12 protein-coding genes are annotated in these 16,240 nt (G+C 39.2%); 10 read left to right on the plus strand and 2 right to left on the minus strand.

The features are described from left to right. Positions 1 to 41 precede the first annotated feature (41 nt). Positions 42 to 581: a lipocalin family protein gene (locus BM143_RS08530; RefSeq protein WP_090024110.1), complete on the plus strand. Its 540-nt coding sequence runs from the start codon at positions 42 to 44 to the stop codon at positions 579 to 581. A 174-nt stretch (positions 582 to 755) separates the two neighbouring features. Here BM143_RS08530 and BM143_RS08535 read toward each other — a convergent pair whose 3' ends face one another. Next, entirely contained in the window at positions 756 to 1,229 is a 474-nt protein-coding gene (locus tag BM143_RS08535) for a DUF7832 domain-containing protein (RefSeq protein ID WP_090024111.1), read from the minus strand. Positions 1,230 to 1,346: 117 nt separating this feature from the next. On the opposite strand from BM143_RS08535, the gene BM143_RS08540 reads away from it, so the two are divergent. The 4 genes from BM143_RS08540 to BM143_RS08555 all read left to right on the plus strand — a co-directional run bounded on the left by BM143_RS08540 (position 1,347) and on the right by BM143_RS08555 (position 10,611). Next, the gene (locus BM143_RS08540; protein WP_090024112.1) at positions 1,347 to 2,597 is read left to right on the plus strand and encodes a CinA family nicotinamide mononucleotide deamidase-related protein; all 1,251 of its coding nucleotides are present in this window, start codon (positions 1,347 to 1,349) and stop codon (positions 2,595 to 2,597) included. 86 nt (positions 2,598 to 2,683) lie between these two features. Further along, complete coding sequence (locus BM143_RS08545; RefSeq protein ID WP_090024113.1) at positions 2,684 to 6,082, plus strand: polysaccharide deacetylase family protein; 3,399 nt, start codon at positions 2,684 to 2,686, stop codon at positions 6,080 to 6,082. A gap of 69 nt (positions 6,083 to 6,151) precedes the next feature. After that, positions 6,152 to 8,209, plus strand: coding sequence for a M13 family metallopeptidase (locus tag BM143_RS08550; protein WP_090024114.1), 2,058 nt, complete (start codon positions 6,152 to 6,154; stop codon positions 8,207 to 8,209). Between the two features lie 305 nt (positions 8,210 to 8,514). Continuing rightward, on the plus strand, positions 8,515 to 10,611 hold the full coding sequence (locus BM143_RS08555; RefSeq protein WP_090024115.1) for a M13 family metallopeptidase: 2,097 nt from the start codon (positions 8,515 to 8,517) through the stop codon (positions 10,609 to 10,611). Between the two features lie 64 nt (positions 10,612 to 10,675). On the opposite strand, the gene BM143_RS08560 is transcribed toward BM143_RS08555, so the two are convergent. Then, positions 10,676 to 11,722, minus strand: coding sequence for a hypothetical protein (locus BM143_RS08560; RefSeq protein ID WP_090024116.1), 1,047 nt, complete (start codon positions 11,720 to 11,722; stop codon positions 10,676 to 10,678). Positions 11,723 to 12,078: 356 nt separating this feature from the next. On the opposite strand from BM143_RS08560, the gene BM143_RS08565 reads away from it, so the two are divergent. From BM143_RS08565 to gldD, 5 genes are all read left to right on the plus strand, one after another. After that, positions 12,079 to 12,525, plus strand: a complete 447-nt coding sequence (locus BM143_RS08565) for a type VI secretion system contractile sheath small subunit (protein WP_034730993.1) — start codon at positions 12,079 to 12,081, stop codon at positions 12,523 to 12,525. A gap of 21 nt (positions 12,526 to 12,546) precedes the next feature. Further along, positions 12,547 to 13,908, plus strand: coding sequence for a DUF5458 family protein (locus BM143_RS08570; RefSeq protein WP_034730895.1), 1,362 nt, complete (start codon positions 12,547 to 12,549; stop codon positions 13,906 to 13,908). 105 nt (positions 13,909 to 14,013) lie between these two features. Further along, positions 14,014 to 14,448 carry a hypothetical protein gene (locus BM143_RS08575; protein ID WP_228430731.1) on the plus strand — a complete coding sequence of 145 codons (435 nt, stop codon included), beginning with the start codon at positions 14,014 to 14,016 and terminating at the stop codon, positions 14,446 to 14,448. Positions 14,449 to 14,568: 120 nt separating this feature from the next. After that, the gene (gene mutY / locus BM143_RS08580; protein WP_090024446.1) at positions 14,569 to 15,615 is read left to right on the plus strand and encodes an A/G-specific adenine glycosylase; all 1,047 of its coding nucleotides are present in this window, start codon (positions 14,569 to 14,571) and stop codon (positions 15,613 to 15,615) included. A gap of 44 nt (positions 15,616 to 15,659) precedes the next feature. Continuing rightward, positions 15,660 to 16,217, plus strand: coding sequence for a gliding motility lipoprotein GldD (gene gldD, locus BM143_RS08585; RefSeq protein WP_034730888.1), 558 nt, complete (start codon positions 15,660 to 15,662; stop codon positions 16,215 to 16,217). Positions 16,218 to 16,240 lie beyond the last annotated feature (23 nt).

The following is a 16,240-nucleotide window of genomic DNA, read 5'->3' on the forward strand; positions in this document are numbered from 1 at the left end:
TTTTTGAAGTTTTCAGGGCAATCACACAAAATATTCCCATTATGAAAACTCTTCAGAAAATTGCTGTTCCGGTTACATTAGGTGTTCTAGGACTGATTATTTACCATTCGTGTTCTGCGGGAATTCCGAAAGGAGCGGTAGCGGTCAGTAGTTTTAATGCAAAAAAATACCTCGGAAGATGGTATGAGATTGCCCGTTTCGACTACAGATTTGAAAAAGACATGGATAATGTTACCGCCGAATATTCTGAAAATCCAGACGGCTCCATCCGTGTCAGCAACAAAGGCTATAATTACGTTAAAAAAGAATGGAAAGAAGCCATAGGAGAAGCCAGGTTTGTCAAAGATAAAACTGATGCGCGTCTTAAAGTTTCCTTTTTTAAACCAATCTGGGCAGGCTACAATGTCATTGATATCGATGAAGATTATCAATATGCACTGGTAGCAGGAAACAGCCTGAAATATCTGTGGATCCTGTCCAGAACAACTTCTATTCCTGAAAGCATCAGACTGCGTTTTATAGAGAAAGCGAGAAAAATTGGGTATAATACGGATGAATTGATTTGGGTGAAGCATAATTAGGGGCAGGAGATTTAAGAGCCAAGATTTTAGATGTCAGATTTTAGATATCAGATTTCAGACGTCAGATAGTATGACTGATGCAGGAATTTGTCGTTTATTCAATAGTACTCACTCCCCGAAACCCGCAACAACTCTCCAACACTCCGACTCTCCAACACTCAAACTCTCCGACACTCAAACCCCTGCAAACTCCCTCCACTCCTCAAAACGCTGATCAATCACAGGTTTTATCAGATCATAATTTTCGCAGGTATCTTCTACGTGGTAGAACGACTCATATTCGAAGTCGTTTTCTTCCGCTTTCCGGTCGAATATTTCTGAATAATCATCAGTAAATGAGTTGAATTTTTTCCCGAAAGCGGTATCATCATTGTAATAGGCCTGCGCAAAGCTGTTGCCCAGATCGTTGAGGTCGTGTTGGTTGAACTTTTCATCGCAAAGCTCGATCAGGAATTCTGCTCCGGTCATTTCGTGTCTTTTTACGCTTTGGATCTCATCTTTGGCATCTTCTTCCAGTTCTTCAGATAATAAATTGTTGTTGATACACCACGTCAGAAACATACCGATATGGGTCGCTGCATTTTCATTGGATAAATTTTCCGGATATTCTCCGCCATAGTGCCAGGAAGCATCATCATATTTTGCCATCGCCGAATAATTATAGTTTTAAACAGTATCAGCCAAAGATAGAAAAAATCATTTTATGTTGTCGCAGCCGTAGATTTTTACGTCATTTGCAGGACATTTTCTTTCAAGAATTTATATATGGAAAAAGCTGTTCTGATTACGATCGGGGATGAAATCCTTTCCGGAAATACCGTTGATACCAATTCTAATTTTATTGCCACGGAACTTAAAAATATTGGCATACAGGTGACACAGATCTTCACCATATCCGATGAGATCGATATTATTAAAAATACTCTAAAAACTGCTTTTGAGCTGGGTGATCTGATCATAACGACAGGAGGTTTAGGCCCGACAAGGGATGATAAAACCAAAAAAGCACTGGCTGACTATTTCAATGATGAAATTGCTTTGGATGAGGTGACTTTCAACCATCTTAAAAACTATATGGAAAGACGCGGCCGCGCGGATATCCTTGAAAGAAACAGAGAACAGGCCTTTGTTCCTACGAAATCTGTTGTTTTTCAGAATCATTTTGGAACGGCACCATGCATGATGATGGAGCAGGACGGTAAATTATGTTTCAGCCTTCCGGGTGTTCCTTATGAAGTGAAACCATTGATCAGAGATCAGATCGTTCCTTATTTAAAAGAAAAATTCAATCTGTATTATATTCATACCAGAATTGTTTCCGTGGTGGGAATTCCTGAGAGCATTCTTGCGGATACCATTGAAGATTGGGAACTGGCGCTTCCTGAAAACCTGGCGCTGTCTTATCTTCCGGTAGGAACCCGTGTCAAATTAAGACTAACTGCTTCAGGAGACAATGAAACAGCCCTGAAACAACAGGCAGAAGAGGAGATCCAGAAACTTCTTCCTTTGGTCAAAGATCATGTGATTGCAGTCACCGAAGATAAAATTGAAAAGATTCTGGCAGAAATTCTTACGGAAAGACAATTGACGATTTCCACGGCAGAAAGCTGTACGGGCGGTGAACTGGCTAAAATGATTACATCCATTTCCGGAAGTTCAAAGTATTTCCTGGGCGGAATTGTTCCTTATGCTACAGAAAAGAAAATTGAGATTTTAAAGGTTTCCAAAAGGACGGTGGATGAGTTCACTGTGGTAAGCGAGCAGGTAGCAAGTGAAATGGCGGAAGGTTGTCAGAAACTGTTTGGAACGGATATTTCCCTTTCTACCACAGGGGTTGCAGGTCCGGGAAAAGGAGAGGACGGTAAAGAAATAGGAACCGTTTTTTACACGATTAGAATTAATGATCAGGAAGTTACTTCAAAATTATATATGCCTCATTTAGACCGGCTTGATTTTATGAATTTTGTTTCCCAGAAGATTATTCAGGATCTGGTAGGGTTGCTTATAAACCCTTAGAAATCAGTTGACTTTTTTAATTTTATTTTAATAAAAATAATTGAGTTTTTCACGCTTTTTGGAATCCATCATATAAATTTCATTACGTGGAAAACTCAAAACAGATTTTTCAGACTGATAATAAAAAACGCTGGAGAAGCGTACAGTGGGGAAGTCGTATCTTTATTTTCGTGGCCGTATTACTCATCTTGGCTTTAGGGCTGATGATGAAGCTGGAAAAAAGCCCGAAAATTCCTTTCAAAGAAGATTATAAAGCAGTTATTACAGCCAGTAAGCCTTATCTTCAGGAAAATAAAATATCAAAAGAATACAAAGGTTTCAGGAATTTTATTTCTGAAAAAACCATGCATACCAGCCTTGCGAAAATTCAACAGGCAAGAGCGGAAAGACTTAAAAATCAAAACCGAAGCTGGTCCATGTTTCCCGGCGGGATCCGTTCTGCGTTCTATGTGGCTTGGGATCCGCAGTCGTTGATGTCTCTGAAAAGAAATATCAGACACATCAACCTCGTTTTCCCGGAATGGTTTTTCCTCGATCCGAAAACAGGGGATTTAAAGACCAATATAGATACGGAAGGCTATAAAATCATCAAAAGAACGGGAGTGGCTGCGATGCCGATTTTAAGTAATAATTCCGATCGTGAGTTCCGTTCAGAAGGACTTGGAAAGGTTTTAAAAGATCCACAGAGAAGAACGAAACTGATTCAAAAGCTTACACAGCAGTGTCAGAAATTTCACTTTAAAGGAATCAATATTGACTTTGAAGATATGAACCTTGATTCTGATGAATACCTGATTGCCTTTATGAAGGAACTTTCAGATACATTCAAACAGAATAAATTGCTGGTGACCATGGATATCATGACGGATAATGACGACTACAATATCCAGAAACTGAATCCATATGTGGATTACTTCATCCTGATGGCTTATGATGAATATGCCGTAGATAGCGATGCCGGGCCGGTTTCTTCACAGAAATGGATCGAAGCTCAGACTGAGAAAATCCTTAAAAAAACAACACCTGAAAAAATAATTCTGGGATTGGGAGCATATGGCTACGACTGGAGTACCAACAAAGAAGATAATACCTCCGTTACCTATATGCAGGCTATTACAAAGGCCAGTGCGAGCAAAGCGGTCATTAATTATGATGACAATACGTTCAACTTAAATTACTCCTACACAGATTCTAAAAAAAATACCCACACGGTATTCTTCAACGATGCAGCTTCCATTTTCAACACGATGCGTTTTTCTTCCGAATATCCACTGGCGGGAACTGCGGTGTGGAGACTGGGAAGTGAAGACAGCAGAATCTGGAATTTCTATGATAAGGATATGACCACTGCCGGTATGTCTAAGCTTAATTTAAAAATGTTGGAGAATGTAAAAGGACAAACGATGGTCGATTACATCGGGGACGGGGAAGTTCTGGATGTTTTGAATACACCTCATGACGGAAAAATAGCTTTGGAAATAGATCCCAAAGAAAAAATAATTACCGATGAGAACTATATCACCTATCCAAGTTCTTATGAAGTGAAAAAATATGGCGAAGCTCCGCAAAAAGAGCTGGTCCTGACTTTTGATGATGGTCCGGATGAAACGTATACGCCTCAGATTTTAGATATTCTTTCAAAATATCACGTTCCTGCGGCATTTTTTCTTGTTGGATTGAATGCTGAAAGAAACCTTCCGCTGGTGAAAAGAATTTACCGGGAAGGTCACGAGATCGGAAACCACACGTTTACCCATGAAAATGTAGCGAAAGTAAGCCCTGAAAGAGCTTTAATGGAAATGAAACTGACAAGGCTGCTGATCGAATGTATCACAGGACACAGCACCATTCTCTTCAGAGCACCTTACAACGCAGATTCGGAACCGACTACTTCTGAGGAAATTATTCCGGTAGCACTGGCGAGACAGCAAAATTATCTCGACATTGGAGAAAGCATTGACCCGGAAGACTGGCAGCCGGGAATTAAATCAGATGAAATTATCAAACGTGTTATGGCAGGCATCAAACTGCAACGGGGAAATATTATCCTTCTGCACGATGCAGGCGGAGATACCAGAGAAGAAACAGTAAAGGCGCTTAAAATCCTGATCCCGACTCTTCAGAAACAAGGCTATCATTTTACGAATCTTGCCAGTATTCTGCATAAAAGCAAAAGCGTGCTGATGCCGGAAGTACCGAAAACAAGATCCTATTATATCATGCAGCTCAATCTGGTGCTGGCAACCGTGATTTATGGAATCAGCCATTTTCTGGTAGCGCTTTTCACCCTATTTATCGGACTAGGACTGATAAGACTGATATTGATGATGTACTGGGCTTTTAAAGAAAGAAAAAAAGAAAAACGATTAGGTGAGCTTCCGGTTTTGGAAACATACCCGAAAGTGTCCATCATCGTTCCTGCTTATAATGAAGAGGTGAATATTATTTCTTCCCTGAATAATTTATTAAAACAGAGCTATCCCAACTTCGATATCATTATGGTGGATGACGGAAGTAAGGATTCAACCTATAAAAAAGCCAGTGAAGCATTTCCCAATCACCCGAAACTGAAAATTTTCACAAAATCAAATGGTGGAAAAGCGACTGCACTGAACTTCGGAATTTCCCAGACCGATGCAGAATATGTTGTGTGTATTGACGCAGATACTCAGCTTGAGTATAACGCTGTAAAATATCTGATCGCAAGATTTTTAAACTCAGATCCGGAGGAAAAGATTGCTGCCGTAGCAGGGAATGTGAAAGTAGGAAACACGGTGAACTGGCTGACCAGATGGCAGTCTATAGAATATACTACGAGTCAGAATTTTGATAGATTGGCCTATGCTTACATTAATGCTGTAACGGTAATTCCCGGGGCAATCGGGGCATTTAAAAAGTCTGTGATCACCGAAGCAGGAGGATATTCTACTGATACGCTGGCAGAAGACTGTGATATTACTGTGAAGATTTTAAGAGCAGGATATACAGTGGCCAATGAAAACAGAGCCGTTGCTGTGACCGAAGCTCCCGAAAGTGTAAAACAGTTTTTAAAACAACGTTTCCGCTGGACTTACGGAATCATGCAGATGTTCTGGAAACAGCGTCAGACTTTCCTGAATCCAAAATACAAAGGTCTCGGACTTTGGGCGATGCCGAATATTTTACTGTTCCAGTATATCATTCCGTTCTTTTCTCCATTGGCAGATCTGATTATGTTTTTTGGAATTTTATCCGGAAACGGCGGAAAAATATTCACGTATTACCTCATCTTCCTGTTAGTGGATGCTTCCTTGGTTCTTGCCGCATTTATCATGCAGAGGGAAAAACTCACCGGTTTGTTCTATGTGATTCCGCAGCGTTTCGGCTACAGATGGCTGATGTATATTGTATTATTCAGAAGTTTAAGAAAAGCATTGAAAGGGGAAATGCAGTCCTGGGGATTTTTAAAAAGAACAGGAAATGTAAAAGAGATCGTGACTTCTTAATATTTGTTTAAATTTGTTCGTAACAAAACTTAAAAAAAACAGACTTATCATCTAAAATTTGCTATCATAATGAAAAAATTAACGCTTTCTTTGTTTTTATTGGCAGGTGTTTGCTCACTTAATACAGTGAACGGACAGGCAAAAGCCGTAAAAACAGCAGTTAACAGCACAGATAAAGGCTTGGATATTAGCCTTATGGATACTTCAGTACGTCCTCAGGATGATTTTTATAACTACGTAAGCGGAACTTGGATGAAAACAGCCAAAATTCCGTCCGATAAACCAACTTGGGGTAGTTTCAATAAACTAGCTGAAGATACAGACAACAACTCAATGACTATTTTGAACTCTCTTCTGAAAGACAAATTTGCAGACGGAAGCGAGGGTAAAAAAATTCAGGATCTGTATGCTTCTTACATGAATATGCAGAAGAGAAATGCAGACGGAATCAAGCCTATTCAGGATAATCTGAATAAAATTGACGCGATCAAAAACCTTACTGACCTTCAGAACTATCTGATCTCTGTAACTAAAGACGGCGAAAATACATTGTACGGATGGGGTGTAGATGCAGATCTTAAAGACTCTAAAATGAATGCCGTTTACTTAGGAGATGCTTCTCTGGGATTAGGAAGAGATTACTATCAGAAAGTAAACGAAAAAAATACAGAAGCTATCGCTGAATATCAGAAATATGTAGCTTCTATGCTTAAAGAATTAGGCTACAAAAATGCTGATGCAGCTGCAAAAGGTATCGTAGACTATGAAAAAAGCATTGCACAGACTTACCTTACCAACGAGCAGAGCCGTGACAACACGCTTCAGTACAACCCAAGAACAATGGCTGAGCTTTCAACATTGGTAAAAGGAGTTGATATTCCTGCTTACCTTAAAAAAGTTGGAGTAAATACAGATAAAGTAATCATCGGGGAAATCGGGTATTATAAGAACTTTGATAAATTGGTGAATGCTCAGAACCTTCCTGTGATCAAGGATTATTTAAAATTCCACATGATTCATGGAAGCGCTTCTTACCTAAGTGAAAAGTTAGGGGATATGAGATTCGGTTTCTATGGTAAATACTTAAGAGGCCAGCAGGAGCAGAGAGCATTGAACAAAAGAGGATTTGAGTTAATCAACGGTTCTCTTGGTGAAGCTTTCGGTAAATTATATGTTGAAAAATATTTCCCGGCTGAAGCAAAAGCTCAGATGGTGGAATTGATCGATTATCTAAAGAAAAGCTTCGCAGTCCACATCAACAACCTGGCGTGGATGTCTTCTACAACGAAGGAAAAAGCAATGACCAAACTGAACAAGTTTACAGTGAAAGTGGCTTATCCGGACAAATGGAAAGATTATTCAAAATTAGAAATTCTTCCCGAAGCTAAAGGCGGAACTTTATACAAAAACCTTCAGAATGTAGCTGAATGGCAATACAACAAAGATTTAGCAAAAATCGGTAAAGCTGTTGACAAAACAGAATGGGGTATGACGCCACAAACGGTGAATGCTTACTACAACCCGGTAAACAACGAAATCGTATTCCCTGCTGCCATCCTTCAGCCTCCTTTCTTCAATCCTAAAGCTGATGCTGCCGTGAATTTCGGAGGAATCGGTGCGGTTATCGGTCACGAAATGAGCCACGGATTTGATGATTCAGGTGCTCAGTTTGATGCAGACGGAAATCTTGTAGACTGGTGGACTCCTGAAGATAAAGCCAACTTCGAGAAAGCAACAAAAGCGCTTGCTGCTCAGTATGACAAATACGAGCCGGTAAAAGGAACTTTCGTGAACGGTACTTTCACAAACGGTGAAAATATCGCTGACTTAGGTGGAGTAAACATCGCTTACGATGCGCTTCAGATGTATTTAAAAGATAAAGGAAATCCAGGGAAAATCAGTGGATTCTCTCAGGATCAGAGATTCTTCCTAAGCTGGGCAACGGTTTGGAGAACGCTATCCAGTGAAAAATATATGGTAAACCAGGTGAAAACTGACCCGCACTCTCCGGGATATTTCAGAAGCTTTGGTCCGCTTATCAACGTTGACGCTTTCTACAAAGCATTCGATGTGAAGAAAGGAGACAAACTATACAAAACGCCGGAAGAAAGAATCAAAATCTGGTAACAATAAACAAACCGTTCAGCAATGAGCGGTTTTTGTTTTTTTAGGGAGTAGGTGGCAGGTGTTAGGTAGCAGGTAGCAGGTAGCAGGTGCGGGATATTGAGTTCCGGGTTGCCAGTATCCAACAGCTAACTCATATACGTATTTCTTTTTACCCTCAAACTCTCAAACTCTCAAACCCTCCAACCCTCACACTCTCCAACCCCACAAATCACTACAAATTCTTCATCATTTCTCAATTATCATTAATCACTTATTACCAAAGTTCGTATATTTGGTAAGTTTGTATACAATCAAAATTTTTTTTAATGAAAAAGCTAAATATTGGAATACTTGCCCTTTCCGGCATTGTATTTTTAAACTCATGCGGAACGGCTAAAACTGCTGGTACAGAAAAGAAAACTGAAACTACGGTTGCCGTTGCAGAACCTGTGAAAGAAGAAGTAAAAGAAGAGGGGATCAATTTATCTTATATGGATAAAAGCGTTCGCCCGCAGGATGACTTTTTTAGCTATGTGAACGGAAATTGGGTGAAAACTACTCAGATTCCTTCAGATAAAGCGAGCTGGGGTTCTTTCAATGCGTTGAGAGAAAATGTGGATGATGCTTCTTTGGATATTCTGAACAAGATTTTATCCGAAACGTATGCTGAAGGATCAGAAGGACAGAAGATCCAGAATCTGTATGCATCTTTCATGGATGTGAATAAAAGAAATGCAGATGGACTGGCTCCTATCAAGGGAGATCTGTCAAAAATTGACGCGATCAAAAACCTTAATGATCTGCAGAAATACCTTCTTGAAGCGACTAAGTTAGGCGACAATTCTTTCTACGGATGGAGAGTAGGTGCAGATATGAAGAATTCTAAAATGAATGCGGTATATCTGGGCGGCCCAGACCTTGGATTGGGAAGAGACTACTATCAGAAAGTAAATGAAGCCAATACCAAAACTTTAGCGGAATACCAGACTTATGTAGGGAAGCTGTTCGGAGTTTTAGGAAATAAAAATGCAGGACAGGCTGCGCAGAATGTAGTAACATTTGAAAAGCAACTAGCCAACTATCTTCTGACTCTTGAGCAGAACAGAGATGCCAATTTAAGATACAATCCAAAAAATGTAACTGAACTTTCAGGATTGGTTAAAAATGTTAATCTGGCTAAATACCTTAAAGAGGCAGGAGTGAATACGGATAAAGTAATCATCGGAGAACTGAAATATTACCAGAATATGGATCAGTTCATCACGGAAAAGAATCTTCCGCTTCTGAAAGATTATCTGAAATATCATTTGATTAACGGTAACGCCAGCAACCTGAATGACAGTCTGGAGGCGATCAGATTTGATTTCTATTCCAAATACCTTCAGGGACAGAAAGAGCAGCGTCCGATGGACAAAAGAGGACTTGCCCTTGTAAATGGAGTTTTGGGTGAAGCTTTCGGTAAATTATATGTTGAGAAATATTTCACACCTGAAGCAAAAGCCCAGATGGAGACCTACATTGATTATCTTTTAAAATCATTCAAAACCCACATCAATGATATGGATTGGATGTCTCCGGCTACCAAGGTGAAAGCTCAGGAAAAGCTGTCTAAGTTCACAGTGAAAATAGCTTATCCGGACAAATGGAAAGATTACAGCCAGCTAAAAGTGGGATCTCCAAAACAGGGATCAACATTATATTCCAATCTTCAGAATGTGTCTGCGTGGCAGTATCAGAGAAGTCTTGATAAAGTAGGAAAACCGGTAGACAAAACAGAATGGGGAATGTCTCCACAGACTGTCAATGCGTATTACAACGGTTCAAACAACGAAATCGTTTTCCCTGCAGCTATCCTTCAGCCTCCTTTCTACAACCCTAAAGCTGATGCAGCTGTTAACTTCGGAGGTATCGGGGCCGTTATCGGTCACGAGATTTCTCACGGATTTGATGACAGCGGTTCACGTTTTGACGGTGATGGAAATCTGAACAACTGGTGGACAGACGAAGACCGTAAGAATTTTGATGCCAAAGTAGGACAGCTGGCTGCTCAATACAGCGCTTACGAACCGGTAAAAGGAAGTTTTGTCAACGGTAAATTTACAAGCGGTGAAAACATCGGTGACCTTGGTGGAGTAGCGGTGGCTTATGACGCGCTTCAGATGTATTTAAAAGATAAAGGAAATCCGGGGGAAATCAGTGGATTTACTCAGGACCAAAGATTCTTTATGAGCTGGGCAACGGTTTGGAGAACCAAAGCTACGGACCAGTATATGATCAACCAGGTGAAGACAGATCCGCACTCTCCGGGAGTATTCAGAGCATTTGGTCCATTGGTGAATCAGGATGCATTCAGCAAAGCATTTGATATAAAACCTGGAGACAAAATGTATAAAGCTCCTCAGGACAGAATAAAAATTTGGTAAAACAACCAAAAATTGTTAGAAAAGAAAGAATCCGTCTCCACTTAGTGTGAGACGGATTCTCTTTTTAATACGCTTTCTTATAATTCCGGAGAACAAACTTGATTCCAGTTTCTATAACATCTCCCATAGTTTTGCAATACTTGAAATTGACATCATAGGTAAGTTTCTGCAAGGCGGTTTTCAGTTCTGTTACATTGGCTTCCGGTGCAATATTGTCTTTTTTCATAATAGAAATGAGTTCATCGAATCTGTTCTGGCTGCTGGTCACTCTTTTTACGATTTGTGAACGCACTTCTTTACGGTATTGTTCTATAGAATTGGGTTTCAGTTTTTCCAGGACCATATTCACCATGATGCTGTTTTCTTTGAAATACTGGGGAAGATAGACTTTCAGATTCCCTTCATAACTCTGCTGATCAAAATCAATGGGGCGGATTCTGTAAATCACCTGATCGAAATCGTGGATAGGAATAATAACATAATTGTAAGAACGCATATCCCCAAGCAGCCCGATAAGGCAACGTTCATTGAATTTTACAAATTCCTTGGAAATCTGCGCCTTTTCCGGTTCTGAACAATTGTGTAAATGTTTCTGAATAAAAACATCTCCGGGAATTCCTAAGATATGCTCTTCTATCAGAGTGTTTTTGTAAATCAGAAAGTTGATACGGTTGGGAGAAAGCAGGTCTTCTATTTCAAGTCCGTAGATCCGTGAAGCATCAGCCTGTTTAATATAAAAATTGGTATAATTGTCATTCAGGATATTCCTTACCCGAATTCGGAAAGGTTTAGAGTTTCCGAAGGTACAGAAGTCGATGGTATCCACTTTCAGATAGGGTAAAGTAGCCTCATCTCCATCGGAATGCAGAAGGGTGTATATCTTATTTAAATTAGCTTCTATTTCTTTAAACTCATGTTCAGGATACAGGACACCGAGCCACAAAGTATCCTTACCTTCCTTATCCAGAATATTCACACTATCGCTGAATCTTAGCAGATCTTCATACAGAAACTGAATCTGAGTTGTTCTGTTATGTTTTTCCAGATACTGCTGTAATGCTTCCGAAACAGGATATATGGGTTTTCTAAACGCGATCTTTACATCTTTCATGACTCTGTTTACTTTAATTAAATATAAAGAATATTTTTTCCTCACATTGGAAGAATTCCGATTTTAACATGTGTTCCATGCTTTTTTATACGTTCAAAATGCACAAGGATTTTATTTTATCCGTCTTTCATTTTTTTTATTTATTTTTTCATAGTTTAGTGATATCGTAAAGCGATGATTTTACGGTAAATATATTATGGGTTAAATTAAATATTTCAAGAAAAATCTTGACAAAATTTTGTATGTTACAGTTTTTTTTTAAATTTAAACATTGGATTGGTAATTTATTTGATTCATCGGTAAATTACTCAAAGACAGATCCAAACCAAAATCAAAAATCTCAAAATAATAATAATATGGCAATGTTTAATTATGGTGTTGGCGGTAACGAAGTAAAAGTAGACGCTAATGAAGCTATTCAGGAAATACAGGAAAATAAATCACTGATAGTAAGCCAGCTTACAACTGACGAATCTTACACCCCTGAAATCGTAACAGGACTAAAGACAGTGGATGACGTCTTCAGACATTTTCAACCTTCCGTAGCAGTACAACACGAAACAGAAGAAGGAAGTGTCGTAGAAGAGGAATTCCGTTTTCAGAATCTTGCAGACTTCACACCCAAAAATCTTACTCAGAAATCCGACTATTTACAACAGCTTAGCATGGAACAGGAGCAGTACAATAAAATCGTACGCCAGCTGAAAACAAATAAAATTCTGCGTAATATGCTTGAGAATGAGCAGACCAGAGCTGCATTCATCGAAGTATTGAAAGATGTGGCACAAGAACTTGAAAAATAATTATTTACACTAAATCAAATCATGGATAGCAAATTACAGGCACAAGAAAGCCAACAGCAGGGTCAGCAGCAACACTCAGGTCAGCCGAAAGGCAACCCGCTTGCAGAGCTTAATAAAATAGGAGGGTTTGGCTTTGTTGAATCCGTTGTAGACGGTATCGCCAATATGAACCCTACAAGAAAAGCCAGGAAAGAAATTTTCCTGACAGACAGCAATAAAACCGACGAAAGAAAAGAGTTGGCTCAAAAATTAAACCTTTGGGTAAGTCTTTTAGAAGGTAACGAATCTGCAGATAAAATGGCAGATACCTGCAAATCTAAAGCACAGGCGGCAGACCAAAACTTAAAAACAAACTTAAAAAATACACTTGACGCAGTACGTCTGTTGGAAACCAACTACAGAACTGTAGCCCAATTCTACAAAAACACGGAACTGGATAAAGTGGACAACGTAAGCATCGTAAACGCAAGTCTTGAACAGGTTTCAGATCTTGATAATCCTTTATTTATCGATGCTATTTCCAACGAATTCAAAAACTATTACGACCGTTTAGATCTTAGAGACAACTATTCTATCCTGGCAATTCCCGGATATTTAGGCTCTAACAAAGTCATTGAAAAATGGGCAAAGATCTGTAACGAAAACAAAGTAATGATGGTAACCGACTTCGCCAATCTGGATAAGCCGGATGACGTAGTAGACTTATTCCATTCTGCCAATCTTACCGGTGGTGAGCTTCACAGAAGTAACGTTATTATGACGTGTAACTGGCTTGTGGGTAGAGGAAGAGCTGAAGAAGTAGGTGAAGAAGACAACGTAGAACTTCCACCTTCCACTTCATTGGCAGGAAAAATCCATAAAACACTGATGTCTCAGGTAGCAGCAGGTAAAAAACATGGTAACATCAACGAAGTAGACGCTGTAAAATTCGAATTGAAGAAAAGTGAAATTTCTCAGTTGGAAAAAATGGGTCTGGTTCCAATGGTAAACGAATATGGGAAGATCATGGCATTCTCTGCTAAAACATTGTTTACAGGAGATAACATCGGTCTTCAGACCTATTCCGTAGTGCGTGTATTCGACTATGTAACTAAAGTTTTACTTGACTTCCTGAACAGAAGAGCGTTCGAAAACTGGAATGCTAAGAATGAGGACGATTTGAGAAGACAGATCGTAACGTTCCTTGACAATATCAAAGGTCCGGATAAATTGATTGAGAAGTTCAAAATTGTTCGTTTCGAGCAGGACAGAGTCAATAAAGACAGAGTATGGCTGGATATTCGTATGACACCTTATTTCCCTACCAAAAGTTTCGTTATTAAACTGGACGGACACAAAGGAGATGATGGCAACGAATGGGATGCACAGTATACTCAGGAATAAGTAAGAACCCAATTTAAAATAATAAAACCGATGCATGAGTACATCGGTTTTTTACTGCCAATTCATATGAAAATTAATGTGATCAAAAAAAGTTTAAGCTTCATTTTGCCAGTACTCCTGCTCATTGTATTGTCGGGATGTGAAAAAAAATACCAGCGGCCGGATCATTACGAGGTAGATCTTTTTAAAGACGAACGCCAGCAGGGGACAGCTTATATAATGGACCGTGAAGAATGCTTTGACGGCAGCGAACTCGTTATTACAAGTTCAGATGTAAAACTTGCCGACAGCTCAAAAGGAAGAGGTAAGACATTTTTTCTCTATAAAGTAAAATCCGGAAAAACAATGAAAACGATACGGGATTCCAGCGTGGATTATCCTTTCATGTTTCTTTCCCATCAAAGGCTGAAACTGGAAAATGACTCCATTTATCTTTATCTTAAAAAACTGGATGGCTACCGCTTTATCGCTGCCGACAGAAACCTTAAATATGAATGGCTGAAAGCAGCTCCGGTATACACCGTTAAAAAGGATAATTAATTTTATCTTTGCAGAGAAGAATTACAAGTCTGTAAATTCAGATGCTTCGACTCCGTTCAACATGATGTTTCTAACACTTTAGGGTACAATGTCATGCTGAACGGAGTCGAAGCATCTATAATGAAGAAGAAACCTTTGGAAAAAATAGAAAACGACAACTTCAGACACATAGGAAACAAGCTCCTCAGCTGGTACGGAAAAAATGCACGGGATCTGCCTTTCAGACAGACAAAAGACCCTTATAAAATCTGGATTTGCGAAATTGTTTTTCAGCAGACCAGGATCAGTCAGGGGTTGAATCATTATAATAATTTCATCAAAAGATTTCCGGATGTAAAAACTTTGGCGGATGCTGAGGAAAATGAGGTTTTGCTTTATTGGAAAGGACTCGGGTATTATTCCAGGGCCATCAATATTCATAAAGCGTCTCAGCAGATCATGAATGATTATCAGGGGTCTTTCCCTGCAGATTATGATGAAATTCTGAAACTGAAAGGAGTAGGGAAGTACACTGCTGCTGCCGTATCCAGTATCTGCTTTGGAGGTAAGATGCCGGCTGTGGATGGTAATTTTTACCGCGTTTTAAGTCGTATTTTTGCTGATGACTTCGATATTTCCAATTCCAGAGCTTTTTCTTATTTCTCTCAACTTGCGGAATTGGTGATGCCCGACAATATAGGTGATTTTAACCAGGCGATGATGGATCTAGGCTCGGAAATCTGTAAGCCCAAAAATCCATTGTGTGGAGAATGTCCTGTCAATGATGACTGTCTTGCTTTTTCTCTTGATAAAATCTCGGATTATCCCGTTAAAACAAAGAAAGTTAAAACAGAAGACCTGGCTCTGACCTATTATTTTGTACACAGAAACGGTCAGTTTTTAATCCAGCAGAGAAAAGATGATTTTATCTGGAAGAAATTATTTGAGTTTCCACCCACCATTTCTGAGGATCTGGAATCATTTATTAAAAATGTAAAAACAGTTACCCATAAACTTACCCATAAGAATCTGACTATTGAAATTTCAAACGTTGAGGTAGATTCTGAGGCCGTTTGGAACAGCTTTATCGCAGAAAATCAGTACATCATTACAGATTTTGAAGCTTCTCATGATAAATCTTTTCCCAAGCCTTTGGAAAACTACATCCAAAACTCACTGAAAGACTGAAATTTGTCTCCCAAAATCTGAAATCTAATTTGTACTTTTGCAAAATGATAAAAAACGTCATTTTTATTTTTGTATCACTGCTTTTAATTTCGTGCGGAAAAGATCATGTTCCGAAACCTTACGGGGAGCTTCGTCTGGAGTATCCGGCACCGAAATACCATAAGTTTGAAAATAACTGTGCTTATACCTTTGAATACTCAGATTTTGCATCTATAGCTGATGCCAAAAAGCCTTGCTGGTATTACATCAATTACCCGAAAATGAAAGCCAAGCTTTTTGTGACGTATTATCCCATACAGAATGATCTGGCAGACCATCTCAAAGAAACGGAGAAAATGGTCTACGAGCATACCATCAAAGCAAGCTCTATTGAAACCAAATCATTTGAATACCCTGACAAAAAGGTGTACGGGAATTTCTATGAACTGAAAGGGCAGAGCGCTTCCAATCTTCAATTTTACATTACAGACAGCACGAAACACTTCGTAACTGCTTATTTATACTTTAACACAAGACCGAAACCGGATTCCTTGGCACCGGCGGTGAACTATATCAAAAACGATATGAAACACCTGCTGGACACATTTGAATGGAAAAATTAATAGACTTTAAAATACATTGAAAA

This window comes from Chryseobacterium oleae (assembly GCF_900115055.1).
Lineage (GTDB): Bacteria > Bacteroidota > Bacteroidia > Flavobacteriales > Weeksellaceae > Chryseobacterium > Chryseobacterium oleae.

Coding starts and splice junctions, on each gene's coding strand:
- BM143_RS08530 (WP_090024110.1), top strand. CDS start 42: ATGAAAACTCTTCAGAAAATTGCTGTTCCGGTTACATTAGGTGTTCTA.
- BM143_RS08535 (WP_090024111.1), bottom strand. CDS start 1,229: ATGGCAAAATATGATGATGCTTCCTGGCACTATGGCGGAGAATATCCG.
- BM143_RS08540 (WP_090024112.1), top strand. CDS start 1,347: ATGGAAAAAGCTGTTCTGATTACGATCGGGGATGAAATCCTTTCCGGA.
- BM143_RS08550 (WP_090024114.1), top strand. CDS start 6,152: ATGAAAAAATTAACGCTTTCTTTGTTTTTATTGGCAGGTGTTTGCTCA.
- BM143_RS08555 (WP_090024115.1), top strand. CDS start 8,515: ATGAAAAAGCTAAATATTGGAATACTTGCCCTTTCCGGCATTGTATTT.
- BM143_RS08560 (WP_090024116.1), bottom strand. CDS start 11,722: ATGAAAGATGTAAAGATCGCGTTTAGAAAACCCATATATCCTGTTTCG.
- BM143_RS08565 (WP_034730993.1), top strand. CDS start 12,079: ATGGCAATGTTTAATTATGGTGTTGGCGGTAACGAAGTAAAAGTAGAC.
- BM143_RS08570 (WP_034730895.1), top strand. CDS start 12,547: ATGGATAGCAAATTACAGGCACAAGAAAGCCAACAGCAGGGTCAGCAG.
- mutY (WP_090024446.1), top strand. CDS start 14,569: ATGAAGAAGAAACCTTTGGAAAAAATAGAAAACGACAACTTCAGACAC.
- gldD (WP_034730888.1), top strand. CDS start 15,660: ATGATAAAAAACGTCATTTTTATTTTTGTATCACTGCTTTTAATTTCG.